Here is a 26,035-nt window from a genome sequence, read left to right on the forward strand (position 1 = left end):
CAAAGAGATCAGACCAGTTAACAAAGGGATGAGTGGCACTAATCAGGAGGGGAAACAGACAGGCGGCTTCGATTCAGCCGCTATTATTTTCATTTGAGGGCGGGGAGAAACTAATCGAGGGTCGGGTTCATACGACGCAAATCAAACGGGGTGATTTGGTAAACGTAGTAGTTCAGCCAATTCGCAAACAGCAGATGCCCATGACTACGCCATGAAGCTTTTGGTGGCAAAGTCGCATCGTCGTGAGGGAAATAATTCAGTGGAACTTGCGGGTTAAGACCTGCGGCCACGTCACGCTGATACTCTCCTGCCAGCGTATCAACATCATATTCAGGATGCCCGGTCACAAAAGCCACCCGCTTATCTTTGCTGGCAAACAGATATGCACCCGCCTCTTCCGATGAGACTAATATGTCCAGATCACTATATTGCTGAAGCACCTCAAGCGGGAAATCAGCATAACGGGAATGGGGGGCGAGGAAGGTCTCGTCAAAGCCGCGTGTTAATAGCGCCAGAGGTTCCCGAGTTTGGTGCTGATAAATACCGGAGAGTTTGACCTCACGGGTCATCTTAGGAATGCCGTACAAGATATTTAACGCCGCCTGTACCGCCCAGCATACAAATAGGGTTGAGGTAACATGATCTTTTGCCCAGGCAATAATACGTTCGATCTGCGGCCAGTAGGCGACATCGCAGAAATCGACCAACCCCAGTGGCGCACCAGTAACGATCAGCCCATCGAAGTTTTGATCCTGGATATCCTCAAAGTCACAATAGAAGTTGTTCAGGTGCTCGGCAGGGGTATTTTTTGATTCGCGGCTATCAACCCGCAGCAATTGAATATCGATCTGTAAAGGTGAGTTAGAGAGTAAACGCAGGAATTGATTTTCCGTCTCAATTTTTTTAGGCATCAGATTCAAAACCAACACCTTCAGGGGACGAATTTCCTGAGTTTTCGCACGTGATGAGGTCATGACAAAAACATTCTCATTGCGTAAGAAACTCACAGCCGGTAATTCATCAGGAACCCGAATTGGCATGCCTATATCCTCAATATATCCGTTTATACGTTTAGACTTCTAGATGCCTGAAGATAGCGGGTTTTAGATGAAAAGTCGAGCGTTCTGCCACAACCTGAAAATGTTTCACTGCGGTGGTGACAATATCGGTGCCCAGTAAAACAGTTAGCTTGATTTTGTCAGTGGTTAAAACGCAAAAATTGACGTATTTATAGCGGGTTGATGCAATTAACAAAGCACTAGTGGCAGGAAAAACCGGCGGATAGAGTCAGCGGAATTTGTCAGCAGTCTGCGCTATACAGCCACGATACTGCTCACCATAGCTGCTAGTGGTTTCTATTTTTTGGATAGCAGAAAAGCAAAAACCCCACGCTTTTGGCATGGGGTCTTTGCTTGATTTGATACCTGGCAGTGTCCTACTCTCGCATGGGGAGACCCCACACTACCATCGGCGCTACGGCGTTTCACTTCTGAGTTCGGCATGGGGTCAGGTGGGACCACCGCGCTATTGCCGCCAGGTAAATTCTTTTCTACAACTACCGAACTTTTAAACCCATGTAACTGGTGCTGATACCCAGAGTCGAACTGGGGACCTCACCCTTACCAAGGGTGCGCTCTACCAACTGAGCCATATCAGCACGCTAAATTTGATGCCTGGCAGTGTCCTACTCTCGCATGGGGAGACCCCACACTACCATCGGCGCTACGGCGTTTCACTTCTGAGTTCGGCATGGGATCAGGTGGGACCACCGCGCTATGGCCGCCAGGCAAATTCTGTTTTAACTCACCCGCTTCACAATAATATATCGTGCAGCCAGTCAGCCCAATCTCGGAACTTCGCTGAAAATCTCTCTCTCTCAAATCACCAAAACACCTTTGGTGTTGTAAGGTTAAGCCTCACGGATCATTAGTACTGGTTAGCTCAATGCATCGCTGCACTTACACACCCAGCCTATCAACGTCATAGTCTTTAACGTTCCTTCAGGGGGCTTAAAGCCCCAGGGAAGACTCATCTCGAGGCAAGTTTCCCGCTTAGATGCTTTCAGCGGTTATCTCTTCCGAATTTAGCTACCGGGCAATGCCATTGGCATGACAACCCGAACACCAGTGATTCGTCCACTCCGGTCCTCTCGTACTAGGAGCAGCCCCTCTCAATCTTCCAACGCCCACGGCAGATAGGGACCGAACTGTCTCACGACGTTCTAAACCCAGCTCGCGTACCACTTTAAATGGCGAACAGCCATACCCTTGGGACCTACTTCAGCCCCAGGATGTGATGAGCCGACATCGAGGTGCCAAACACCGCCGTCGATATGAACTCTTGGGCGGTATCAGCCTGTTATCCCCGGAGTACCTTTTATCCGTTGAGCGATGGCCCTTCCATTCAGAACCACCGGATCACTAAGACCTACTTTCGTACCTGCTCGAGCCGTCACTCTCGCAGTCAAGCTAGCTTATGCCTTTGCACTAACCTCACGATGTCCGACCGTGATTAGCTAACCTTCGTGCTCCTCCGTTACTCTTTGGGAGGAGACCGCCCCAGTCAAACTACCCACCAGACACTGTCCTCACCCCGGATTACGGGGCCGAGTTAGAACATCAAACATTAAAGGGTGGTATTTCAAGGTTGGCTCCATGCAGACTGGCGTCCACACTTCAATGCCTCCCACCTATCCTACACATCAAGGCTCAATGTTCAGTGTCAAGCTATAGTAAAGGTTCACGGGGTCTTTCCGTCTTGCCGCGGGTACACTGCATCTTCACAGCGAGTTCAATTTCACTGAGTCTCGGGTGGAGACAGCCTGGCCATCATTACGCCATTCGTGCAGGTCGGAACTTACCCGACAAGGAATTTCGCTACCTTAGGACCGTTATAGTTACGGCCGCCGTTTACTGGGGCTTCGATCAAGAGCTTCGCCTTGCGGCTGACCCCATCAATTAACCTTCCAGCACCGGGCAGGCGTCACACCGTATACGTCCACTTTCGTGTTTGCACAGTGCTGTGTTTTTATTAAACAGTTGCAGCCAGCTGGTATCTGCGACTGGCTTCAGCTCTGAGAGCAAGTCTCTTCACCTAGCGCCAGCGTGCCTTCTCCCGAAGTTACGGCACCATTTTGCCTAGTTCCTTCACCCGAGTTCTCTCAAGCGCCTGAGTATTCTCTACCTGACCACCTGTGTCGGTTTGGGGTACGATTTAATGTTACCTGATGCTTAGAGGCTTTTCCTGGAAGCTTGGCATCAACTACTTCACCACCGTAGTGGCTCGTCATCACACCTCAGCGTTGATAAGCAACCGGATTTACCTGGTCACTCCGCCTACATGCTTAAACCGGGACAACCGTCGCCCGGCTAGCCTAGCCTTCTCCGTCCCCCCTTCGCAGTAACACCAAGTACAGGAATATTAACCTGTTTCCCATCGACTACGCTTTTCAGCCTCGCCTTAGGGGTCGACTCACCCTGCCCCGATTAACGTTGGACAGGAACCCTTGGTCTTCCGGCGTGCGGGTTTTTCACCCGCATTATCGTTACTTATGTCAGCATTCGCACTTCTGATACCTCCAGCAACCCTCACAGGTCACCTTCAACGGCTTACAGAACGCTCCCCTACCCAACAACACCTAAGTGTCGCTGCCGCAGCTTCGGTGCATGGTTTAGCCCCGTTACATCTTCCGCGCAGGCCGACTCGACCAGTGAGCTATTACGCTTTCTTTAAATGATGGCTGCTTCTAAGCCAACATCCTGGCTGTCTGTGCCTTCCCACATCGTTTCCCACTTAACCATGACTTTGGGACCTTAGCTGGCGGTCTGGGTTGTTTCCCTCTTCACGACGGACGTTAGCACCCGCCGTGTGTCTCCCGTGATAACATTCTTCGGTATTCGGAGTTTGCATCGGTTTGGTAAGTCGGGATGACCCCCTAGCCGAAACAGTGCTCTACCCCCGAAGATGAGTTCACGAGGCGCTACCTAAATAGCTTTCGGGGAGAACCAGCTATCTCCCGGTTTGATTGGCCTTTCACCCCCAGCCACAAGTCATCCGCTAATTTTTCAACATTAGTCGGTTCGGTCCTCCAGTTAGTGTTACCCAACCTTCAACCTGCCCATGGCTAGATCACCGGGTTTCGGGTCTATACCTTGCAACTAGACGCCCAGTTAAGACTCGGTTTCCCTACGGCTCCCCTATTCGGTTAACCTTGCTACAAAATATAAGTCGCTGACCCATTATACAAAAGGTACGCAGTCACACCACGAAGGTGCTCCCACTGCTTGTACGTACACGGTTTCAGGTTCTATTTCACTCCCCTCGCCGGGGTTCTTTTCGCCTTTCCCTCACGGTACTGGTTCACTATCGGTCAGTCAGGAGTATTTAGCCTTGGAGGATGGTCCCCCCATATTCAGACAGGATGTCACGTGTCCCGCCCTACTCATCGAGTTCACAGAATATGCATTTTTGTGTACGGGACTATCACCCTGTACCGTGCGACTTTCCAGACGCTTCCACTAACACATAAACTGATTCAGACTCTGGGCTCTTCCCCGTTCGCTCGCCGCTACTGGGGGAATCTCGGTTGATTTCTTTTCCTCGGGGTACTTAGATGTTTCAGTTCCCCCGGTTCGCCTTGCATGGCTATGTATTCACCATGCAATAGTGCAACGAATTGCACTGGGTTTCCCCATTCGGGTATCGTCGGTTGTAACGCTTCATATCAGCTTACCGACGCTTTTCGCAGATTAGCACGCCCTTCATCGCCTCTGACTGCCTAGGCATCCACCGTGTACGCTTAGTCGCTTAACCTCACAACCCGAAGGTGTCTTTGCAGACCCTTTGCGTTGCGATTATTTGAGAGACTCTAATACAGGCTACTCCTTATCTCAGTACATCTACGGAGAGATAAGTTTCAGCTGTATTGTTTCAATTTTCAGCTTGTTCCAGATTGTTAAAGAGCAATATCTTAAACACGACTCGTTAAAGTCATCTTTAAGTTATTTTTTAGTTCATAAAGAACCGGTTGATAATGTCTTTCACACATTATCGGATTGGCGTCCCCAAGGGGATTCGAACCCCTGTTACAGCCGTGAAAGGGCAGTGTCCTAGGCCTCTAGACGATGGGGACACGAAATTTGACTCTCGAAGCACTGCTTCGAGAATTTCGTGTAGAGGCGAGAATTTGCCTGCAAATCCGAGCGACTGATGCAGTCAACACTCGATTTTGCGGTGCGCGTCTCACCCATCTACAGCAGGTTACCTTGCTCATTACATTCATCAGACAATCTGTGTGGACACTGCGCAATGCGTATCGTGAGGTAAGGAGGTGATCCAACCGCAGGTTCCCCTACGGTTACCTTGTTACGACTTCACCCCAGTCATGAATCACAAAGTGGTAAGCGCCCTCCCGAAGGTTAAGCTACCTACTTCTTTTGCAACCCACTCCCATGGTGTGACGGGCGGTGTGTACAAGGCCCGGGAACGTATTCACCGTAGCATTCTGATCTACGATTACTAGCGATTCCGACTTCATGGAGTCGAGTTGCAGACTCCAATCCGGACTACGACAGACTTTATGTGGTCCGCTTGCTCTCGCGAGTTCGCTTCACTTTGTATCTGCCATTGTAGCACGTGTGTAGCCCTACTCGTAAGGGCCATGATGACTTGACGTCATCCCCACCTTCCTCCGGTTTGTCACCGGCAGTCTCCCTTGAGTTCCCACCATTACGTGCTGGCAACAAAGGATAAGGGTTGCGCTCGTTGCGGGACTTAACCCAACATTTCACAACACGAGCTGACGACAGCCATGCAGCACCTGTCTCACGGTTCCCGAAGGCACTAAAGCATCTCTGCTAAATTCCGTGGATGTCAAGAGTAGGTAAGGTTCTTCGCGTTGCATCGAATTAAACCACATGCTCCACCGCTTGTGCGGGCCCCCGTCAATTCATTTGAGTTTTAACCTTGCGGCCGTACTCCCCAGGCGGTCGACTTAACGCGTTAGCTCCGGAAGCCACGCCTCAAGGGCACAACCTCCAAGTCGACATCGTTTACAGCGTGGACTACCAGGGTATCTAATCCTGTTTGCTCCCCACGCTTTCGCACCTGAGCGTCAGTCTTTGTCCAGGGGGCCGCCTTCGCCACCGGTATTCCTCCAGATCTCTACGCATTTCACCGCTACACCTGGAATTCTACCCCCCTCTACAAGACTCTAGCTTGCCAGTTTCAAATGCAGTTCCCACGTTAAGCGCGGGGATTTCACATCTGACTTAACAAACCGCCTGCGTGCGCTTTACGCCCAGTAATTCCGATTAACGCTTGCACCCTCCGTATTACCGCGGCTGCTGGCACGGAGTTAGCCGGTGCTTCTTCTGCGAGTAACGTCAATCAATCGTGCTATTAACACGACTGCCTTCCTCCTCGCTGAAAGTGCTTTACAACCCGAAGGCCTTCTTCACACACGCGGCATGGCTGCATCAGGCTTGCGCCCATTGTGCAATATTCCCCACTGCTGCCTCCCGTAGGAGTCTGGACCGTGTCTCAGTTCCAGTGTGGCTGGTCATCCTCTCAGACCAGCTAGGGATCGTCGCCTAGGTGAGCCATTACCCCACCTACTAGCTAATCCCATCTGGGTTCATCCGATGGCGTGAGGCCCGAAGGTCCCCCACTTTGCTCTTACGAGGTCATGCGGTATTAGCTACCGTTTCCAGTAGTTATCCCCCTCCATCAGGCAGATCCCCAGACATTACTCACCCGTCCGCCGCTCGCCGGCAAAGTAGTAAACTACTTCCCGCTGCCGCTCGACTTGCATGTGTTAGGCCTGCCGCCAGCGTTCAATCTGAGCCATGATCAAACTCTTCAATTTAAGATTTGTTTGATTTGCTGCTAATGAAAGCAGCGATGCTCAAAGATTACTTTCTGCAAATATGCATTCGAACCGAAGTTCAAATGTGTACTGCTTTGGTCACTCTTCAAGACTTTGATATTGCTTCTGCCTGCCGAAACAGGCTTCGATATCGTCTTGCGAGTGCCCACACAGATTGTCTGATAAATTGTTAAAGAGCAGTGAGTTAGCAACCTTCCGGTCAGTAACTCGAGGTGCGCATATTACGCTTTCCTCACTCAGAGTCAACTACTTATTTCGTTGAATTTCTCTGTTCTCTTTGCCGGTCACTTAACTACTTGATTCGTTGTGTGCCGTCTCGATGGATGCGCATTATAGGGAGTTCCGCGCAGGCCGCAACTGCTAATTTCAATAAAAATGATCGTTTGCTGCATTCCACAGCAAAACCCCGCTTTATACCCTGTTGTGCACAAACTTATCCACAGATGTGATCTGAACTGAAAATTGACGAGCATCACGCAATCGTTTTCGCTACAATTCCCCGCGTCGAAATTGCAGAGCGGTATTCATCAAATATCGCCTTTGCGGATCGATTTTTATCAAAATAGTGCCAGTCAGGCCCAAATTAAGCGGGTTTTTCCGTTTATCCTAGCCAGCAAGGCTCTAACGACAGGCTGGCAGTCCTCTTTTCGGGACGTTATCTGAATCTGTTCCTCTATATAGAGAGAAGTACCAGGTAGAGATTCACGTAACGCTCTATTTATAGCGAATGAAAAACTGCGATTCCAAAGCCAAGGGATAAAACCATGCAACAACGCCGTCCAATCCGCCGTGCTCTGCTTAGTGTGTCTGATAAAGCGGGTATCATTGAATTTGCCGCAGCGCTTTCTCAGCGTGGCATCGAGTTACTCTCCACCGGTGGGACTGCCCGCCTGTTGGCCGATGCTGGCCTGCTGGTCACCGAAGTTTCTGATTACACCGGTTTCCCGGAAATGATGGATGGCCGCGTTAAGACTCTGCATCCAAAAATCCATGGCGGTATTCTCGGTCGCCGTGGTCAAGACGATGCCATCATGACTGAACATGATATTCAGCCGATCGATATGGTGGTCGTCAATCTGTATCCTTTTGCTGAAACCGTGGCGCGTCCAGATTGTTCACTGGAAGATGCCGTTGAGAATATTGATATCGGCGGGCCAACCATGGTGCGCTCTGCGGCGAAGAATCATAAAGATGTCGCCATCGTGGTGAAGAGCAGTGACTATGCCGCTATCATTACCGAGCTGGATAATAATGACGGCTCGCTGACCTACCCAACCCGCTTCAATCTGGCGATTAAAGCATTCGAGCATACCGCTGCCTACGACAGCATGATCGCCAACTACTTTGGCACTATGGTTCCGGCGTACCACGGCGAGACCGAGCAGCCCGCAGGTCACTTCCCGCGAACCCTGAATCTTAACTATATTAAGAAGCAGGATATGCGTTACGGTGAAAACAGCCACCAGCAAGCTGCCTTCTATATAGAAGAGAATCTGAAAGAAGCTTCCGTCGCTACCGCAGAGCAGCTGCAAGGTAAGTCGCTCTCTTATAACAACATCGCCGATACTGATGCCGCACTTGAGTGTGTGAAGGAGTTCAGCGAACCTGCCTGTGTGATAGTCAAACACGCTAACCCTTGTGGCGTAGCGATTGGTGACTCCACTCTTGCCGCTTACGAAAGCGCATACAAAACTGACCCTACCTCTGCTTTCGGCGGCATTATTGCTTTTAACCGTGAGTTAGATGCCGCTACCGCTCAGGCGATCATCAGCCGCCAGTTTGTGGAGGTGATTATCGCGCCAAGTGTCAGCGCCGATGCCCTGAGTGTTCTGGCTGCCAAACAAAACGTGCGTGTGTTGATCTGTGGTCAGTGGCAGGCGCGCTCTGCCGGTCTGGATTTCAAACGTGTGAATGGCGGTTTGCTGGTACAAGATCGTGATTTAGGTATGGTGACAGAAGCGGATCTGCGCGTGGTGTCTAAACGCCAGCCAACCGCGCAAGAGCTGCGTGATGCGCTGTTCTGCTGGAAAGTGGCTAAGTTCGTTAAATCCAATGCCATTGTTTATGCCCGCGATAATATGACCATAGGGATAGGCGCAGGCCAGATGAGCCGTGTTTACTCTGCCAAGATTGCCGGGATCAAAGCCGCCGACGAAGGTTTACAGGTTGCCGGCTCCGCCATGGCGTCTGATGCCTTCTTCCCGTTCCGTGATGGCATTGATGCCGCCGCTGCCGTTGGCATCACTTGCGTGATCCAGCCGGGTGGTTCTATCCGCGATGACGAAGTGATTGCTGCCGCAGATGAACACAACATCGCGATGATCTTTACTGACATGCGTCATTTCCGTCATTAATTAAACCGCTTAACGGAGTCACCCGATGAATATTTTGATTATTGGTAACGGTGGGCGCGAACACGCACTAGGCTGGAAAGCCGCGCAATCGCCTTTAGCGGATAAAATCTATGTCGCGCCGGGCAATGCCGGTACGGCGCTGGAACCTCGATTAGAAAACGTGGCTATCGCCGCGACAGATATTGCAGGCTTGCTGGCCTTTGCTCAAAGCCACGATATCGGCCTGACCATTGTTGGCCCGGAAGCACCGTTAGTGATTGGCGTGGTGGATGCATTCCGTGACGCGGGTCTGACTATCTTCGGCCCAACGCAAGCGGCAGCTCAGTTGGAAGGCTCCAAAGCGTTCACCAAAGATTTCCTGGCGCGCCACCATATCCCAACCGCGTTCTACCAGAATTTCACTGAGGTCGAACCCGCGCTGGCTTATGTTCGCAAGATTGGCGCACCAATTGTGATTAAGGCTGACGGACTGGCAGCAGGTAAAGGCGTGATTGTCGCCATGACGTTGGAAGAGGCGGAAACTGCCGTTCACGACATGTTGGCAGGTAATGCTTTTGGTGATGCTGGCCACCGTATCGTGGTGGAAGAGTTCCTCGACGGCGAAGAAGCCAGCTTTATCGTGATGGTTGATGGCAAGAATGTGCTGCCAATGGCCACCAGCCAGGATCATAAACGCGTCGGTGATGGCGATACCGGCCCGAATACTGGCGGGATGGGGGCTTACTCACCGGCCCCCGTGGTAACAGATGAGATCCACCAGCGCGTGATGGATCAGATTATCTGGCCAACCGTGCGCGGCATGGCGGCGGAAGGGAGTGTCTATACCGGCTTTCTATACGCAGGCTTGATGATTTCAGCCGATGGGCAACCGAAAGTTATCGAATTCAACTGTCGCTTTGGTGATCCAGAAACACAACCTATCATGCTGCGGATGCGCTCTGATCTGGTCGAGCTCTGTTTGGCGGGTGCGCAAGGCAAGCTAAATGAGAAAACCTCTGACTGGGATGATCGCCCTTCACTGGGTGTGGTGCTGGCAGCGGGCGGTTATCCGGCAGATTATCGCCAGGGCGATGTTATCCAAGGATTGCCGCAGCAAGAAGTGGCCGACGGAAAAGTATTCCATGCCGGTACGCAGTTGAATGGTGATAATCAGGTGGTGACCAGCGGCGGGCGGGTATTGTGCGTAACCGCACTGGGGGACACCGTCGCCAAGGCACAGCAGCGCGCTTATCAGTTAGCGGCGGATATTCATTGGGAAGGCAGTTTCTGCCGCAAAGATATTGGCTATCGGGCGATTGCTCGTGGCAAATAACCAGACCGTGATAAACAACTAGCTAGCAGTCAATACTTTCGATGGGCACGGTTCGCTGTGCCCATTTTACATTTCAGATGTTATAAACTGCCGGCGCTCGGTTCCCAGCGGCAGAAATCCTGATTGGCAGCCAGCAACAGCTGTTGACCTTCCGGTGAGTCCAGCCACGCGACACCTAAGGGTTGCGCACTCTTCCCGCCCCGCTGGCTCAACCATCTCTGCGAGTTATCATCGAGATTCAGCCGTAATGTTTTTCCGGCACAGCTGGTGACGATACCATCCTGCCAATGCCCCTGAGTTAATCTGACGTTTCCGGCGCGCAGTGCGCTGCTCAGCTCCAGAATACGTTTCGCTTCCAACTGGTAAACCGCAATCTCATCGGTTGAGAGCTGCTCACGACGCTCGGCCAATTGGCGCTGCATAAAGCTCACCTGCCCCTGCTCATCGAAACGCAGCTCGATGCTCTGTGGGTTATGGCCTAAATCGTTACGACGAATTTCATGCAAAATACCATTTTGGTATTGATAGAAGGTAACGCGGGTATTGTCCCCGGAGTAGGGGCTATAGACGCTCATCAACACCTGTGGCTGCTGTTGCGCATTATCCTGACGCCATAGACGCACTACGCCGCTGTCGGCGATGTATCCGCTGGCACTGAATTGGGGGGAGTTTGACTGACTGCTACAGGCGCTGAGACCAAAGGCTAAACCGAGGGTCATCAGCACCCGCTGCATAAACAAAAGGGGCTTTGCCACCCCCCTGCTTATTATTTTCACTGACACACTATTAAGATTTAACAGAATCTTTCAGTGCTTTACCAGAAACAAACGCTGGCACATTAGCTGCAGCAATTTTGATTTCTTTACCAGTCTGTGGGTTGCGGCCAGTGCGCTCATTACGATGGTTTACTTTAAAAGTACCGAAACCAACCAATTGTACTGGATCACCGTCTTTCAGAGATTCGGTAATTGCAGCCAGTGTGGACTCCAAAGCAGCTTTAGCTTGAGCTTTAGAAAGGTCCGCTTTGTCCGCGATTACGTCAATCAGTTGAGTCTTATTCATAAGTTATCCTTACAGTGTGTTTATCGTTTGCAAAGCATCAAGTGCGACGGATATGCCAAATGACAGCACTCTCCTGCATACACGCACCGATAGCCACTTTTTTTCGCCCCCCAAATGTAGAACAGACAGGGGGCAGATGTGAAGCCTTAAGACGTGACAAATCAGGCGTTAAATCACGTTTTCTTGCCTTATTGCGTTAAATTTATGCCAATGTTGCTAACAGCCGCTTCCCGCAGGTCAGATCGTAACCCTTTTATCAAATCCAGGTCGCGCTCTTCACAGTCAGCCAAGAGGCGGAAAATCTCCCATTGGATGTCCCACTCCTCTTCGACTGCGGGTAAGATTTTTAGCTCTTCATCGGTCATTTCTTTGCCAGCCAGTGTCATTTCCAACATGGCAACAGTGCGAATGGATGCTTCGCTGATCGCGATGGCATGTTCCAGTGTCTCCCCACTCAAACGCGAATGTATCGCCTCACTTAAGGCGATACACGCATCGATGGCCGGATAAACACCGTAGATAGCATAGTCATCAGCTGAAGGAATTGCCTCTTCCAACTTCTCCAACTGACTATCAAAATTCACTTTAGCGTCTTTTACAACCAACGTTTCCCAGATAAGGTCCAGAATGCGCCGGTAAACCGCCGGATCGCCAAACTCTGTTTCCAGACAAAATTGCTGATAGTTGGGATACATCCGTTCGCACAAACAAGCCATGAAAGTCAGGTGTTGCCAGCTTTCCAGCTTTTCGAGACGTAGATGAATCGGATTACGTATCATGATGAGTTCTCATTATTCATTATCTGCGCGGCAGTGTACCCGAAATTAAATCATATCCCTATTGTTGCCAAGCAAATCAGGAGTTTTCCGCACCCAACGTTGAAATTGCGGGCGGTTTGAGGCGATAGCATCCGCCCAGCGAGTGGGTTCTGGCAAGCGGTAACCCGCCATGCAGCGCTGAACCCACGTCAATGCGCTCGCCACACTCACCCGATGCCCCGGCGAAATAAACAGCGGGTTGCAGCGAGTTTTACTGCGCCATACCCAACCAAGTTGTTCATCGCCGTCAATTAGAGGTTGTACTGCGCCGTTAGCGCTCTCCAGCGGCTGAAAATGCCCACATAGGCGGCTTTTGGCGACACCAATGGTGGGCACATCCACTAACAGACCAAAATGGCTGGCAACCCCTAAACGGCGTGGATGCGCGATACCCTGCCCATCAACAAAAACCAGTTCAGGCCGTTGCTGGAGCTGCGCCCAAGCGGCTAATAATGCAGGGTATTCACGAAAAGAGAGTAAACCGGGGATATACGGCAGTGAAGTTTCTACCCGTGCAATCTGATACTCCACCAGCTCGAGCGAGGGATAGCGCAAAATCGCGATAGCAGCACGGGTCACCTCCCCCTGCTGCTCAAAACCCACATCAGCGCCAGCAATAAAGCGCACTGGCGGGTTAACACCCCCCGCCAGAACCGGGTCATCTTGCAGTATCACCTCAGATGCCCGCTGTTGTTGCTCTGCCCGTAGCGCTTTAGTGTCAATCATCTGGCAACCTATTCAGATAATCTATTGGTGATAAGGCCGTGATAGCGCATGTACCGCTTTAACAAAAGCACCGGCATGTTCTGGCGGGACATCCTGATGAATGCCGTGGCCCAGATTAAACACATGACCCTCACCTTGCCCAAAACTGGCTAAAATAGTGCTGACTTCTTGCTCAATACGCGCAGGTGGTGCATACAAGATGGAAGGGTCCATATTGCCTTGCAGCGCGACTTTATCACCCACACGGCGACGCGCATCGGCAAGGTCAGTGGTCCAATCCAGCCCCAGCGCATCACAGCCGGTGGCAGCCATGGCTTCCAGCCACTGCCCGCCGCCTTTGGTAAACAAGGTGACCGGGACACGCCGCCCCTCGTTTTCACGAGTCAGGCCATTGACGATTTTATGCATGTAATTCAATGAGAACTCAAGATAGTCGCGGCCTGTCAACACCCCGCCCCAAGTATCAAAAACCATCACTGACTGCGCTCCGGCCCTGATTTGCGCATTGAGATACAAAATGACGCTATCGGCCAGTTTATCCAGCAACAGATGCAGTGTTTGTGGTTCGGCATACATCATTTTTTTCAGTTTGGTGAAGGCCTTGCTGCTACCGCCCTCGACCATGTAGGTCGCCAGCGTCCATGGGCTGCCGGAGAAGCCAATCAGCGGCACTTGCCCTGCCAGCTCACGACGAATAGTGCGCACCGCATTCATGACGTAGCCCAACTCCTGTTCAGGATCAGGGATCGGCAACTTTTCAACATCGGCGCGGCAGGTAATTGGCGATTTGAAGCGCGGGCCTTCGCCGGTTTCAAAATAGAGCCCTAGCCCCATGGCATCCGGGATGGTTAGAATGTCTGAAAACAGAATCGCTGCATCCAGTGGATAACGACGCAATGGCTGCATCGTCACTTCACAGGCCAGCTCCGCGTTTTTACACAGCGACATAAAATCACCGGCAATTGCGCGGGTAGCTTTGTATTCTGGCAAGTAGCGGCCCGCCTGGCGCATCATCCATACCGGTGTGATATCAACCGGTTGGCGCAATAAGGCCCGCAGATAGCGATCGTTTTTCAATTCATTCATGGTGAAGCTCCCTTAATTACCTGGCGGCCATCTTTTAGTTGGCAGCATTGTAGCATGCCAGATTCAGCTTTCCTGCTCACTGCGGCACAAGACCACCGTATCTTCAATCAACCTGCGGGCCACAGTGCCCGGCGGCGGCAGTAATGGGAGTTGGTCGTAGCGATACCAACCGGCATTGAGCAGCTCTTTCGGATCGTGGCGCAGTTCGCCGTGGTCATACTCCGCCATATAGGCCACCATGAGCGAATGTGGGAACGGCCAGGGTTGTGACGTCACGTAGCGCAGATTTTTAATGTGAATATTGCTCTCTTCCAAAACCTCACGGGACACCGCCTGCTCCAATGTTTCGCCCACTTCGACAAAACCGGCCAGCACCGTATTAATCCCACCACGATGCCGCACATGCTGCGCCAATAAGATTTCATCACCACGGCGAATGGCAACAATCACACAAGGGGCGATTTGCGGATAATAACGTTCACGGCAGTGATTACACAGGCAAGCCCATTCGGTGCGGCTGGCATGCATTTGATGGCCGCAATAGCCGCAGAAACGGTGGGAGCGATAAAACTCCGCTAATTGCACACCCCGCCCAGCCAGTTGGAACAGACCGCGATCTACATCCAGTAATTGGCGCACTGATCCCATGTCGGTCGGCATGATCTGGCGAATAAGCCAAACCGCCTGCCCCTGCCATTCACCAATTTGTCTGGCGGTTGCGCCCTGTAGCGACCAATTGGCAGCATTGCCTTGTGGCAACTCCCCTTTTGGCAGCCATAGTTTGTTTTCATGGCTGACTACCCACCAGCCACTCTCTTTACCTGTAAGTTGTAGTTCCATATCGTTGTTGCACAACCTCGACTTCACTGGCAATCTAGAATCTGGCTTGTTACTTTTTTGTAACTCATTATTACTTCACGGAGTCGTTCATGCTCAATCGACTGGAAAGCTTGACTCAACGCGTTGGCGGCAGTAATGAATTAATTGATCAATGGCTTCATGCGCGTAAAGAACTTTTAGTTTCGTATTGCACAGTGATCGGTATTAAGCCGCGAAAAGAAAAGCATACCCCGCTTAATGAAAAAGCGCTGGAGAACTTTTGTCATAACCTGGTGGATTATCTCTCAGCTGGTCATTTTCACATCTACGACAGAATTATCAAGCAGGTAGAAGGCGAGTCCAGCCCAAGAATGGCGCTGACCACCAAAGTTTACCCTGCGTTAAAAAACAATACCCAAACTATCATGTTATTCCACGATCGTTATACCAACATCGAGATCGATGACGATGATAGCTGCACCGAGTTCCAACAGGCGTTATCCGATATCGGCGAAGCCCTCGACGCCCGTTTCCAGTTAGAAGATCAGTTAATTAAGTGGGCAGCAGAGTCCTGGCAAACCGCTCAGCCAGAAAATAGAAAAAGTCAGGCCAATTAACCAAATACATCAATAGTAAGCATAATTGTCGCAGGCAATTTGGATGCAGACAGTGCGCACACACGTAGTACGTGAGGATTTGGAGCACTGCCCAAACTCAAAGTGCGGCAAGAAAATAGCTTACGGTCGGCCCTTGTAGTTTTAATACAACCTCATATACTGAGGATTCTTGTCGGAGTGCCTAGCGTCGGCTTTTAAAAGCAGATGCAGGCTGAGACCGTTAATTCGGGATCCGCGGAACCTGATCGGGTTAGTACCCGCGAAGGGAACAAGAGTAATTTATCGCTACAGGCCCGGTCTTCCCCTTCACAGGTGTCTGCCGGTCACTGGCCAACATCGTTACTCCCGCCAAGCTCCAGACAAGCAATTTTCCCTATACACCACATTGGCTCTATAAACCACACTGGTAGGAATTTGCTATGTCTAATAATACAACGTCAGCCACCACGAAAAACCCATCACGCCCGCGCAAACAGCAGCGCGAAGAGGCCCAACAGTTTATTGATAGTTTACAGGGGGTGACTTTCCCCAACTCCCAACGCATCTACCTGCAAGGTTCACGGCCTGACATTCAGGTGCCGATGCGCGAGATCCAACTTAGCCCGACCTTGATCAGCGGCAGCAAGAGCGATCCGCGCTACGAAGATAACGAGGCCATTCCGGTTTACGACACCTCCGGCCCCTATGGTGATCCCCTCGCCAAACTGGACGTCCATGTGGGGCTACCCAAACTGCGTGCTAGCTGGATAGCGGATCGTCAGGATACCGAGGCCCTCACCTCGGTCAGTTCAGGATTTACCCAGCAGCGTTTAGCGGACGAAGGTTTGGATCATCTGCGCTTTGAGCATCTACCGAAGCCGAAAAAAGCCATTGAGGGCAAGTGTGTCACCCAACTGCACTATGCTCGTGCAGGGATTGCCACACCAGAAATGGAGTTTATCGCCCTGCGTGAAAATATGGGGCGAGAAAGAGTTCGCGGCGAAGTCTTGCGCCACCAGCATCCTGGGCAGAATTTCGGCGCTAATTTGCCGGAGAACATCACAGCAGAATTCGTGCGCCAAGAAGTTGCCGCAGGCCGCGCCATCATCCCCGCCAATATTAATCACCCCGAAGCTGAGCCAATGATTATTGGTCGCAACTTTTTGGTCAAAGTGAACGCCAACATCGGCAATTCGGCGGTGACCTCCTCCATCGAAGAGGAGGTGGAAAAGCTGGTGTGGTCCACGCGCTGGGGAGCCGATACCGTGATGGACTTATCTACTGGCCGCTATATTCATGAAACTCGTGAATGGATTTTGCGTAACAGCCCGGTGCCGATCGGCACAGTGCCCATCTATCAGGCGCTGGAAAAAGTGAATGGCGTGGCTGAAAATCTGACCTGGGAGATGTTCCGCGACACCTTGCTGGAGCAGGCGGAGCAAGGGGTTGATTACTTTACTATCCACGCCGGTGTGTTGCTGCGCTATGTGCCGATGACCGCCAAACGCCTAACAGGTATTGTCTCTCGTGGTGGGTCTATCATGGCGAAGTGGTGCTTGTCCCATCATCAGGAGAACTTCCTGTATCAGCATTTCCGTGAAATCTGCCAAATTTGTGCCGCCTACGACGTTTCATTATCACTCGGCGATGGCTTGCGGCCAGGTTCTATTCAGGATGCCAATGATGAAGCCCAATTTGCCGAATTGCATACACTGGGTGAATTAACCAAGATCGCCTGGGAATATGATGTTCAGGTGATGATCGAAGGCCCGGGGCATGTGCCGATGCAGATGATCCGCCGCAATATGACCGAGGAGTTGGAGCACTGTCACGAAGCCCCCTTCTATACCCTGGGGCCACTCACCACAGATATCGCACCGGGTTATGATCACTTCACCTCAGGCATTGGGGCGGCAATGATTGGCTGGTTTGGTTGCGCCATGCTCTGTTACGTCACGCCAAAAGAGCATCTGGGCCTGCCGAATAAAGATGATGTAAAACAGGGGCTAATCACCTACAAAATCGCCGCCCATGCCGCCGATCTGGCTAAAGGGCACCCAGGCGCACAGATCCGCGATAACGCCATGTCGAAAGCCCGTTTTGAATTCCGCTGGGAAGATCAATTCAATCTGGCCCTTGATCCCGAAACCGCGCGCGCCTATCACGATGAAACCCTGCCGCAAGAGTCGGGCAAAGTGGCCCACTTCTGCTCCATGTGTGGGCCAAAATTCTGCTCGATGAAAATCTCGCAAGAAGTGCGCGACTATGCAGCCGCACAAGAAGAGGCCGCAGCGCAAGAGCTGGCTACAGCACAACAACCGGCCGTCACGGCGCAACCTATCCAGATTCAACAAGCGGGTATGGCGCAGATGTCGGCCGAATTCCGCTCTCGTGGCAGTGAGTTGTACCACAGCAAAAGTATCCGGCAGAGCGAGGTTAACGATGAACAAGCCTGATACCCCCTTTGCTACCACTCAACACCGGCTGGGTCTGTACCCGGTGGTGGATTCACTGCTCTGGATAACCCGGCTATTAGCCAGCGGCGTGACCACTATCCAATTGCGCATCAAAGAGTTAGATGAGACAGAGGTGGAACAGGATATTGCCGCCGCCATTGAGTTGGGTAAACGCTATAACGCCCGCTTATTTATCAATGACTACTGGCGGTTGGCGATTAAGCATGGCGCTTACGGGGTGCATCTGGGTCAGGAGGATCTCGAGATAGCTGATTTGATGGCGATTCAGCAAGCCGGATTACGGCTGGGCGTATCGACCCATGATGAGCAGGAGTTGGCGCTAGCCCGTGAGTTGCGCCCCTCCTATATCGCCCTCGGCCATATTTTCCCCACGCAAACCAAACAGATGCCTTCAGCCCCGCAAGGGGTGGAGGCCTTAGCGCGCCAGGTGAGCAACACGCCGGATTATCCCACGGTTGCCATTGGCGGTATCAGTTTGGCGCGTGTTCCTCAGGTGGTCGCCAGCGGTGTCGGGAGTGTGGCGGTGGTCAGTGCCATCACCCAAGCCGCCGACTGGCAGCACGCCACCGCGCAGCTACTGCAACTGGTGGAAGGTAAGGAGTCAACTTATGCATGATAACGCATTGAGTGATCAGGATTTTCTACGCTATAGCCGCCAGTTGCTACTGGAGGATCTCGGCCCCGAGGGGCAGCAAAAGCTCAAACAGGCCAGTGTACTCATTGTCGGTCTGGGCGGCCTTGGTTCGCCAGCGGCGCTCTATCTCGCCGCCGCTGGCGTAGGAAAATTGTGGCTGGCAGATGATGATGCCTTAGAAATAAGTAACTTACAGCGACAGGTACTCTATCGTACGGCGGATATTGGTCACAGCAAAGCCAAATTGGCTCAGCGCCACTTGCAGGGTTTGAACCCGCAGATAGAGGCCATCACTCTTGATAGACGGCTGACGGGCAGCACCTTAACCGATGCGGTCGCGGTGGCGGATTTAGTGCTTGATTGCTGTGACAACATGGAAACCCGTCATCAGGTGAATGCCGCCTGTGTGCAAGCGGGCAAACCACTAATCAGTGGCAGTGCCGTCGGCTTCAGCGGCCAGTTGCTGATTATCGAACCCCCTTACACCCACGGCTGCTACGCCTGCTTGTATCCCAGCAAAGAGACACAACAGCGCAACTGCCGCACCGCCGGTGTATTAGGGCCAGTGGTTGGGGTCATCGGCACCTTGCAAGCATTGGAGGCGATCAAGATGTTGGCAGGGCTGCCCTCGGCACTCAGTGGCAAATTACGCCTTTTCGATGGCAAACAGCAAAGCTGGAGCACGCTACAACTCAGCAAAGCCAGCCATTGCACGGCTTGCGGAGGCAGCGCGTGAAGATTTCACTCAATGATGAATTGATTGCGCTGGAAAACCCGCTGACAGTGCAGGAGTTGCTAACTCAACTGGGCTACAGCCAGCCGGGTAGCGCGCTGGCGGTCAATCAAACCATTATCCCCCGTGATAGTTGGGACGACCGCCTATTGCAGGACGGGGATGACATTTTGCTGTTTCAAGCTATTGCCGGAGGCTGACATGTTGAAAATTGCCGATACCACTTTTACTTCAAGACTATTTACCGGAACCGGAAAGTTTTCGACGCCAGCACTGATGTTGGCGGCGCTACAGGCGTCCGGTTCACAGTTAATCACCATGGCGATGAAGCGGGTTGACCTGAAATCAGGCAACGATGCCATTCTCGCACCATTGCGCCAGTTGGGTGTGCGCTTGCTGCCCAACACCTCAGGGGCGAAAACCGCCGAGGAAGCGGTATTTGCAGCGCGCCTGGCCCGTGAGGCCCTCGGCACCCATTGGGTAAAACTGGAGATCCACCCGGATGTGAAGTATCTGTTACCTGATCCGATAGAGACCCTAAAAGCTGCTGAGATATTGGTGAAACAGGGATTCGTGGTGTTGCCCTACTGCGGCGCTGACCCGGTTTTATGCAAACGGCTGGAAGAGGTGGGCTGCGCTGCCGTCATGCCATTGGGCGCACCTATTGGTTCAAACTTGGGATTACGCACCCGCGATTTTCTGCAAATTATTATCGAGCAAGCCAGGGTGCCGGTGGTGGTCGATGCCGGTATTGGTGCACCAAGCCATGCGCTTGAGGCGATAGAACTGGGTGCGGATGCTGTACTGGTGAATACCGCGATTGCTGTCGCCCGCTCACCGGTGCAAATGGCCCATGCTTTTCGGCTGGCGGTGGAGTCCGGCGAGTTAGCGCGTCAGGCGGGGTTGGGGCATTCACAACATCAGGCCACGGCCACCAGCCCGCTGACCGGATTCCTCAGCCAACTGGAGGAGAATCATCATGTCTGAAGAGTTTAGCCATCACTGGCAGCAATTGGATTGGGATGATATTTCGCTGCGCATCAATGCTAAAACTGCCAGTGATGTTGAACGGGCAATAAATAGCAGCAAGCCCGATCGGGAAGATCTCATGGCGCTGATTTCACCAGCCGCGCTGGCCTATCTGGAGCCAATGGCGCAAAAAGCGCAACAGCTAACTCGCCAACGTTTCGGTAATACCGTGGGTTTTTATGTGCCGCTGTATCTCTCCAACCTCTGCGCCAATGATTGCACCTATTGCGGCTTCTCGATGAGTAACCGCATCAAACGCAAAACGCTAGATGAAACCGAGATCATCCGTGAGTGCGAAGCCATCAAAACTCTGGGTTTCGAGCATCTCTTATTGGTCACTGGGGAACATCAGGCCAAAGTGGGCATGGACTACTTTCGTCGCCATCTGCCCGCCATTCGCCGTCGTTTTAGTTCCCTGATGATGGAGGTGCAACCGCTGGCAGAGGAGGAGTATGCGGAGTTAAAAACCTTGGGATTGGATGGCGTGATGGTTTATCAGGAAACATATCACCCAGCAACCTATCAGCAGCATCACTTACGGGGCCATAAGCAGGATTTCCATTGGCGACTGGCAACCCCTGATCGTTTAGGGCGGGCCGGGATCGATAAGATCGGATTAGGTGCATTGATTGGGCTATCCAATAGCTGGCGCACTGACTGCTATATGCTGGCAGAGCACCTGTTTTACCTGCAACGGCGTTATTGGCAGAGTCGCTATTCAATCTCCTTCCCACGTTTGCGGCCCTGTGCTGGCGGCATTGAACCCGCATCACTGATGAGCGAACCTCAGCTACTGCAACTGATTTGTGCTTTCCGCCTGTTCGCGCCGGATGTGGAGTTGTCGTTATCGACTCGTGAATCGCCGTTTTTCCGCGATAATGTGATTCCGGTAGCAATCAACAATGTCAGTGCCGGATCTAAAACTCAGCCGGGCGGCTATGCTGATGATCATCCGGAGCTGGAACAGTTCGCCCCCCACGATAATCGTTCACCGCAACAAGTGGCCCACGCCTTAATGCAAGCAGGGCTACAACCGGTTTGGAAAGACTGGGATCGCCATTTAGGGCGAGCGAACTCATAGACGAAATGTTGGTACACTAAAAAAGCAAAAAAAAACCGCTCCCGAAGGAGCGGCTTTTAGCTTGGTGACGAACAAAGCGCTTAGTCTTTGCTGTTACCAAAACCGGCGTTGAGCAATTCAGCCAGGTTAGCCGTTGCTTCATCCGCGCTAACTTGCGGAACAACAGGTGCTTCACCCTGTGCTTTACGGCGCGCACGATCCTGATGATAAGCGTAACCGGTACCGGCTGGAATCAGGCGGCCCACGATAACGTTCTCTTTCAGGCCACGCAGTTCATCACGTTTACCGGCAACTGCCGCTTCAGTAAGAACGCGCGTGGTTTCCTGGAACGAAGCCGCAGAGATGAAGGACTCGGTCGCCAAGGATGCCTTGGTGATACCCAGCAGGTCACGTGTAAACGTAGCCTCGATTTTGCCTTCAGCTGCCAGCTTACGGTTAGCGATTTTAACGCGAGACATTTCTGCCTGCTCGCCTTCCAGGAAGTCAGTGCTACCTGCATCAACGATGGTGCCTTTACGCAGCATCTGACGAACGATAACTTCAATGTGCTTATCGTTAATCTTAACGCCTTGCAGACGGTAAACTTCCTGCACTTCGTTGGTGATGTAACGAGTCACCGCATGAACGCCACGCAGACGCAGAATGTCATGTGGAGATTCTGGGCCGTCGGAGACCACGTCACCGCGCTCTACAATTTCACCTTCGAACACGTTGAGCTGACGCCATTTCGGAATCATCTCTTCGTATGCATCGCTACCATCTAACGGTGAGATAACCAGACGGCGCTTGCCTTTGGTCTCTTTACCGAACGAGATGATCCCGCTGATTTCAGCCAGGATTGCCGGCTCTTTCGGACGACGTGCTTCGAACAAGTCAGCAACACGTGGCAGACCACCGGTAATATCCTTAGTACCGCTTGATTCTTGCGGAATACGCGCCAGGGTATCACCTGCACCGATCTGAATGCCGTCTTCCAACTGTACAATCGCTTTACCTGGCAGGAAGTATTGAGCAGGCATATCTGTACCTGGGATCAATACGTCATTGCCTTTGGCATCAACGATTTTCAGTGCTGGACGCAGGTCTTTACCACTACCGGTACGCTCTGCTGAATCCAGAACCACCAGAGAAGACAAACCAGTCAGTTCGTCGGTCTGGCGAGTAATGGTCTGGCCGTCAACCATGTCCGCGAAGCGAATGAAACCGCTCACTTCGGTCACAACTGGCATGATGTGCGGATCCCAGTTAGCAACAGTCTCGCCGCCAACCACTTCTGCGCCATCGCCTTTGCCCATTACGGCACCGTAAGGCACTTTGTAGCTCTCTTTAGTACGACCGAATTCGTCGATCAGCTTCAGCTCGGTATTACGAGAAGTAATAACCAGCTTGCCCGCTGCATTGGTGACGAACTTGACGTTGCTCAGTTTCAGCGTGCCTTTGTTCTTAACCTGAATGCTTGATTCTGCTGCCGCACGAGATGCCGCACCACCGATGTGGAACGTACGCATCGTAAGCTGGGTACCCGGCTCACCGATGGACTGTGCTGCAATAACGCCCACTGCTTCACCTTTGTTGATGATGTGACCACGTGCCAGGTCGCGACCGTAGCAGTTAGCACACACACCGAAATCGGTTTCACAGCTTACAACTGAACGAACTTTAACGCTGTCGACGGAGTTCTCTTCTAACAGATCACACCATTTTTCGTCCAACAGGGTGTTACGCGGAACCAGAATATCAGCCGTACCCGGCTTGATAACTTCTTCAGCGGTCACACGACCCAGAACGCGATCGCGCAGTGGCTCTTTAACATCACCACCTTCAATAACCGGCGTCATCACGATACCGTTATGGGTACCGCAGTCATCTTCGGTTACCACCAGATCCTGTGCCACGTCAACCAAACGACGGGTCAGGTAACCGGAGTTCGCAGTTTTCAATGCGGTATCCGCCAAACCTTTACGCGCACCATGCGTTGAGATGAAGTACTGAAGTACGTTCAAACCTTCGCGGAAGTTTGCGGTGATTGGCGTTTCAATGATCGAGCCATCTGGTTTAGCCATCAGGCCACGCATCCCTGCTAGCTGACGAATCTGTGCTGCAGAACCACGCGCACCGGAGTCGGCCATCATAAAGATGCTGTTGAAGGAGACCTGCTGTTCGATTTCGCCTTTGCTGTTAACGACGTCTTCTACCGACAAGTTATCCATCATCGCCTTGGCAACACGTTCGTTGGCCGCGGCCCAGATATCGATCACTTTGTTATAACGTTCACCTGCTGTTACCAGACCGGATTGGAACTGCTCCTGGATCTCGGCAACTTCAGTTTCAGCTTCTTCGATGATCCCTGCTTTCGCTTCTGGGATAACCATGTCATCGATACCTACAGAGGCGCCTGAGCGTGCTGCGTAAGCAAAACCGGTGTACATGATCTGGTCAGCAAAGATAACCGTTGGTTTCAAGCCCAGGATGCGGTAACAAGTGTTCAGCATCTTGGAGATAGCTTTTTTGCCCAACGGCTGATTAACGATAGAGTAAGGCAGGCCTTTCGGGACAATCATCCACAAAATGGCACGACCGACAGTGGTATCGATAATGCTGGTGCGTGTTGTGCTTTCGCCTTCGATATTACGAATTTCTTCAGTAATACGGACTTTTACCCGGGCATGCAGAGACGCCAGACCAGCGCGGTAAATACGCTCGGCTTCTTTCGGGCCAGTCAGAACCATGCCTTCGCCTTTGGCGTTAACACAGTCACGAGTCATGTAGTACAGACCCAATACAACGTCCTGAGAAGGAACGATGATTGGCTCGCCGTTCGCTGGTGACAGGATGTTGTTGGTAGACATCATCAACGCACGCGCTTCTAACTGGGCTTCCAGTGTCAGCGGTACGTGAACAGCCATTTGGTCACCATCGAAGTCGGCGTTGTATGCCGCACAAACCAGTGGGTGCAACTGGATTGCCTTACCTTCGATCAGAACCGGTTCAAACGCCTGGATACCCAAACGGTGAAGGGTTGGTGCACGGTTCAGCAGCACTGGGTGTTCGCGGATAACTTCATCCAGGATATCCCAAACAACCGCTTCTTCACGCTCAACCATCTTCTTGGCAGCTTTGATGGTGGTAGCAAGACCACGCAGTTCCAGCTTGCCATAGATGAACGGTTTAAATAGCTCAAGAGCCATTTTCTTCGGCAGACCGCACTGATGCAGACGCAGGTATGGACCTACGGTGATCACTGAACGGCCTGAGTAGTCAACACGTTTACCCAGCAAGTTCTGGCGGAAACGACCTTGCTTACCTTTGATCATGTCAGCCAGTGACTTCAACGGACGCTTGTTAGAGCCGGTAATTGCACGACCGCGACGGCCGTTATCCAGCAATGCATCTACTGCTTCTTGCAGCATACGCTTTTCGTTACGCACGATGATGTCGGGAGCTGCCAAGTCCAGCAGGCGCTTCAGACGGTTGTTACGGTTGATCACGCGACGATACAAATCGTTCAGATCAGAAGTCGCAAAGCGACCGCCATCCAATGGAACCAATGGACGCAGATCTGGCGGCAACACAGGCAGCACGGTCAGGATCATCCACTCTGGCTTGTTACCAGACTGTACGAATGCTTCCAGCAACTTGATACGCTTGGTCAGCTTCTTACGCTTGGTTTCAGAATTTGTTTCATTCAACTCTTCGCGCAGGATCTCGCACTCAGCTTCCAAGTCCATGTTTTTCAACAGTGCTTGAATCGCCTCGGCGCCCATTTTCGCGTCGAACTCATCGCCAAACTCTTCCAACGCGTCCAGATACTGCTCTTCAGTCAGGATCTGACGACGTTCCAGGTTGGTCATGCCGCCTTCGATAACCACATAGGATTCGAAGTACAGCACACGTTCGATGTCACGCAATGGCATATCCAGTAACAAACCAATGCGCGAAGGCAAGGATTTCAGGAACCAGATGTGCGCAGTTGGAGAAGCCAGTTCGATGTGACCCATACGCTCACGGCGTACTTTAGTTTGAGTCACTTCAACGCCGCATTTCTCACAAATAACACCACGGTGTTTCAAACGCTTGTACTTACCGCACAGGCATTCGTAATCTTTTACTGGGCCAAAGATACGGGCGCAGAAAAGGCCGTCACGTTCTGGTTTGAACGTACGGTAGTTAATGGTTTCCGGCTTTTTAACTTCGCCGAACGACCATGAACGGATCATGTCTGGCGATGCCAGAGCAATTTTGATCGCATCAAACTCTTCGGTCTTAGTTTGCGCTTTCAGAAACTTTAATAAGTCTTTCACGGATTGGCTCCTGTCGGAGTTAGACCTGCCAGGCATCCAAACCTAAGAATATAAAAACCTAGGTTTGAGCGCCCCTGTGACCAGTGCGAACCACCAGCAAACTCCCGGCTATGAGAGTTTG

General features: G+C 52.0%; 17 protein-coding genes, 2 tRNA genes, 4 rRNA genes and 1 riboswitch. Of the genes, 9 read left to right on the forward strand and 14 right to left on the reverse strand.

All coding sequences use genetic code 11. The annotated features are described in order from the left end of the window. Positions 1-110: 110 nt before the first annotated feature. From metA to HRK25_RS04625, 7 genes are all read right to left on the reverse strand, one after another. Complete coding sequence (gene metA / locus HRK25_RS04595) at positions 111-1,040, reverse strand: homoserine O-acetyltransferase MetA (protein WP_005271201.1); 930 nt, start codon at positions 1,038-1,040, stop codon at positions 111-113. A 382-nt stretch (positions 1,041-1,422) separates the two neighbouring features. After that, positions 1,423-1,538: ribosomal RNA gene (rrf, locus tag HRK25_RS04600) — 5S ribosomal RNA — on the reverse strand. A 43-nt stretch (positions 1,539-1,581) separates the two neighbouring features. Beyond that, positions 1,582-1,657, reverse strand: a tRNA-Thr gene (locus HRK25_RS04605). A gap of 14 nt (positions 1,658-1,671) precedes the next feature. After that, a 5S ribosomal RNA gene (rrf, locus tag HRK25_RS04610) occupies positions 1,672-1,787 on the reverse strand. Positions 1,788-1,905: 118 nt separating this feature from the next. Beyond that, positions 1,906-4,812, reverse strand: a 23S ribosomal RNA gene (locus tag HRK25_RS04615). Between the two features lie 243 nt (positions 4,813-5,055). Next, positions 5,056-5,131: transfer RNA gene (locus HRK25_RS04620), tRNA-Glu, on the reverse strand. A gap of 191 nt (positions 5,132-5,322) precedes the next feature. Continuing rightward, a 16S ribosomal RNA gene (locus HRK25_RS04625) occupies positions 5,323-6,865 on the reverse strand. The 16S, 23S and 5S rRNA genes sit together here with 2 tRNA genes alongside, the layout of an rRNA operon. Before the next feature lie 785 nt (positions 6,866-7,650). Between HRK25_RS04625 and purH the strand changes: the two genes are divergently transcribed. Beyond that, the gene (gene purH / locus HRK25_RS04630; protein WP_032898580.1) at positions 7,651-9,240 is read left to right on the forward strand and encodes a bifunctional phosphoribosylaminoimidazolecarboxamide formyltransferase/IMP cyclohydrolase; all 1,590 of its coding nucleotides are present in this window, start codon (positions 7,651-7,653) and stop codon (positions 9,238-9,240) included. Positions 9,241-9,265: 25 nt separating this feature from the next. Then, positions 9,266-10,552: a phosphoribosylamine--glycine ligase gene (gene purD, locus HRK25_RS04635; protein WP_005277590.1), complete on the forward strand. Its 1,287-nt coding sequence runs from the start codon at positions 9,266-9,268 to the stop codon at positions 10,550-10,552. An 80-nt stretch (positions 10,553-10,632) separates the two neighbouring features. Here purD and HRK25_RS04640 read toward each other — a convergent pair whose 3' ends face one another. From HRK25_RS04640 to nudC, 6 genes are all read right to left on the reverse strand, one after another. Beyond that, positions 10,633-11,286: a DUF1481 domain-containing protein gene (locus tag HRK25_RS04640; RefSeq protein WP_005277588.1), complete on the reverse strand. Its 654-nt coding sequence runs from the start codon at positions 11,284-11,286 to the stop codon at positions 10,633-10,635. Between the two features lie 52 nt (positions 11,287-11,338). Further along, entirely contained in the window at positions 11,339-11,614 is a 276-nt protein-coding gene (hupA, locus tag HRK25_RS04645; RefSeq protein WP_004876782.1) for a nucleoid-associated protein HU-alpha, read from the reverse strand. Positions 11,615-11,802: 188 nt separating this feature from the next. Further along, positions 11,803-12,393 (reverse strand): YjaG family protein, encoded by a 591-nt coding sequence (locus HRK25_RS04650; protein ID WP_032898579.1) that lies wholly within the window; start codon positions 12,391-12,393, stop codon positions 11,803-11,805. A gap of 45 nt (positions 12,394-12,438) precedes the next feature. Beyond that, positions 12,439-13,158: a deoxyribonuclease V gene (gene nfi / locus HRK25_RS04655; protein WP_005277583.1), complete on the reverse strand. Its 720-nt coding sequence runs from the start codon at positions 13,156-13,158 to the stop codon at positions 12,439-12,441. A 21-nt stretch (positions 13,159-13,179) separates the two neighbouring features. Continuing rightward, entirely contained in the window at positions 13,180-14,244 is a 1,065-nt protein-coding gene (gene hemE / locus HRK25_RS04660; protein ID WP_005277581.1) for a uroporphyrinogen decarboxylase, read from the reverse strand. Between the two features lie 63 nt (positions 14,245-14,307). Beyond that, the gene (nudC, locus tag HRK25_RS04665) at positions 14,308-15,084 is read right to left on the reverse strand and encodes an NAD(+) diphosphatase (protein WP_005277579.1); all 777 of its coding nucleotides are present in this window, start codon (positions 15,082-15,084) and stop codon (positions 14,308-14,310) included. An 89-nt stretch (positions 15,085-15,173) separates the two neighbouring features. Here nudC and HRK25_RS04670 point away from each other — a divergent pair, with 89 nt between their 5' ends. From HRK25_RS04670 to thiH, 7 genes are all read left to right on the forward strand, one after another. Continuing rightward, positions 15,174-15,680: an Rsd/AlgQ family anti-sigma factor gene (locus tag HRK25_RS04670; protein ID WP_005277578.1), complete on the forward strand. Its 507-nt coding sequence runs from the start codon at positions 15,174-15,176 to the stop codon at positions 15,678-15,680. A 163-nt stretch (positions 15,681-15,843) separates the two neighbouring features. After that, positions 15,844-15,965: riboswitch (TPP riboswitch) on the forward strand. A gap of 134 nt (positions 15,966-16,099) precedes the next feature. Next, positions 16,100-18,115 (forward strand): phosphomethylpyrimidine synthase ThiC, encoded by a 2,016-nt coding sequence (thiC, locus tag HRK25_RS04675; RefSeq protein WP_005277576.1) that lies wholly within the window; start codon positions 16,100-16,102, stop codon positions 18,113-18,115. Further along, entirely contained in the window at positions 18,102-18,752 is a 651-nt protein-coding gene (thiE, locus tag HRK25_RS04680; RefSeq protein ID WP_032898578.1) for a thiamine phosphate synthase, read from the forward strand. Before thiC ends, thiE begins: the two co-directional genes overlap by 14 nt. Continuing rightward, the gene (locus HRK25_RS04685) at positions 18,745-19,506 is read left to right on the forward strand and encodes a HesA/MoeB/ThiF family protein (protein ID WP_032898577.1); all 762 of its coding nucleotides are present in this window, start codon (positions 18,745-18,747) and stop codon (positions 19,504-19,506) included. The genes thiE and HRK25_RS04685 overlap by 8 nt, the downstream gene beginning before the upstream one ends. Then, on the forward strand, positions 19,503-19,703 hold the full coding sequence (gene thiS, locus HRK25_RS04690; RefSeq protein ID WP_032898576.1) for a sulfur carrier protein ThiS: 201 nt from the start codon (positions 19,503-19,505) through the stop codon (positions 19,701-19,703). The genes HRK25_RS04685 and thiS overlap by 4 nt, the downstream gene beginning before the upstream one ends. Before the next feature lies 1 nt (position 19,704). Beyond that, the gene (locus tag HRK25_RS04695) at positions 19,705-20,490 is read left to right on the forward strand and encodes a thiazole synthase (RefSeq protein WP_005277570.1); all 786 of its coding nucleotides are present in this window, start codon (positions 19,705-19,707) and stop codon (positions 20,488-20,490) included. Further along, entirely contained in the window at positions 20,483-21,613 is a 1,131-nt protein-coding gene (thiH, locus tag HRK25_RS04700; RefSeq protein WP_032898574.1) for a 2-iminoacetate synthase ThiH, read from the forward strand. Before HRK25_RS04695 ends, thiH begins: the two co-directional genes overlap by 8 nt. A gap of 80 nt (positions 21,614-21,693) precedes the next feature. Here thiH and rpoC read toward each other — a convergent pair whose 3' ends face one another. Continuing rightward, on the reverse strand, positions 21,694-25,914 hold the full coding sequence (gene rpoC, locus HRK25_RS04705; RefSeq protein WP_005277566.1) for a DNA-directed RNA polymerase subunit beta': 4,221 nt from the start codon (positions 25,912-25,914) through the stop codon (positions 21,694-21,696). Positions 25,915-26,035 lie beyond the last annotated feature (121 nt).

The organism is Yersinia bercovieri ATCC 43970, assembly GCF_013282745.1.
Classification (GTDB): Bacteria; Pseudomonadota; Gammaproteobacteria; order Enterobacterales; family Enterobacteriaceae; genus Yersinia; species Yersinia bercovieri.

Bases quoted from the DNA above. Each gene is read 5' to 3' on its own strand.
- HRK25_RS04695 (WP_005277570.1), top strand. From the start codon at position 19,705: ATGTTGAAAATTGCCGATACCACTTTTACTTCAAGACTATTTACCGGA.
- HRK25_RS04650 (WP_032898579.1), bottom strand. From the start codon at position 12,393: ATGATACGTAATCCGATTCATCTACGTCTCGAAAAGCTGGAAAGCTGG.
- HRK25_RS04685 (WP_032898577.1), top strand. From the start codon at position 18,745: ATGCATGATAACGCATTGAGTGATCAGGATTTTCTACGCTATAGCCGC.
- HRK25_RS04640 (WP_005277588.1), bottom strand. From the start codon at position 11,286: ATGCAGCGGGTGCTGATGACCCTCGGTTTAGCCTTTGGTCTCAGCGCC.
- nudC (WP_005277579.1), bottom strand. From the start codon at position 15,084: ATGGAACTACAACTTACAGGTAAAGAGAGTGGCTGGTGGGTAGTCAGC.
- purD (WP_005277590.1), top strand. From the start codon at position 9,266: ATGAATATTTTGATTATTGGTAACGGTGGGCGCGAACACGCACTAGGC.
- nfi (WP_005277583.1), bottom strand. From the start codon at position 13,158: ATGATTGACACTAAAGCGCTACGGGCAGAGCAACAACAGCGGGCATCT.
- thiE (WP_032898578.1), top strand. From the start codon at position 18,102: ATGAACAAGCCTGATACCCCCTTTGCTACCACTCAACACCGGCTGGGT.
- purH (WP_032898580.1), top strand. From the start codon at position 7,651: ATGCAACAACGCCGTCCAATCCGCCGTGCTCTGCTTAGTGTGTCTGAT.
- hupA (WP_004876782.1), bottom strand. From the start codon at position 11,614: ATGAATAAGACTCAACTGATTGACGTAATCGCGGACAAAGCGGACCTT.
- HRK25_RS04670 (WP_005277578.1), top strand. From the start codon at position 15,174: ATGCTCAATCGACTGGAAAGCTTGACTCAACGCGTTGGCGGCAGTAAT.
- thiH (WP_032898574.1), top strand. From the start codon at position 20,483: ATGTCTGAAGAGTTTAGCCATCACTGGCAGCAATTGGATTGGGATGAT.
- thiC (WP_005277576.1), top strand. From the start codon at position 16,100: ATGTCTAATAATACAACGTCAGCCACCACGAAAAACCCATCACGCCCG.
- metA (WP_005271201.1), bottom strand. From the start codon at position 1,040: ATGCCAATTCGGGTTCCTGATGAATTACCGGCTGTGAGTTTCTTACGC.
- hemE (WP_005277581.1), bottom strand. From the start codon at position 14,244: ATGAATGAATTGAAAAACGATCGCTATCTGCGGGCCTTATTGCGCCAA.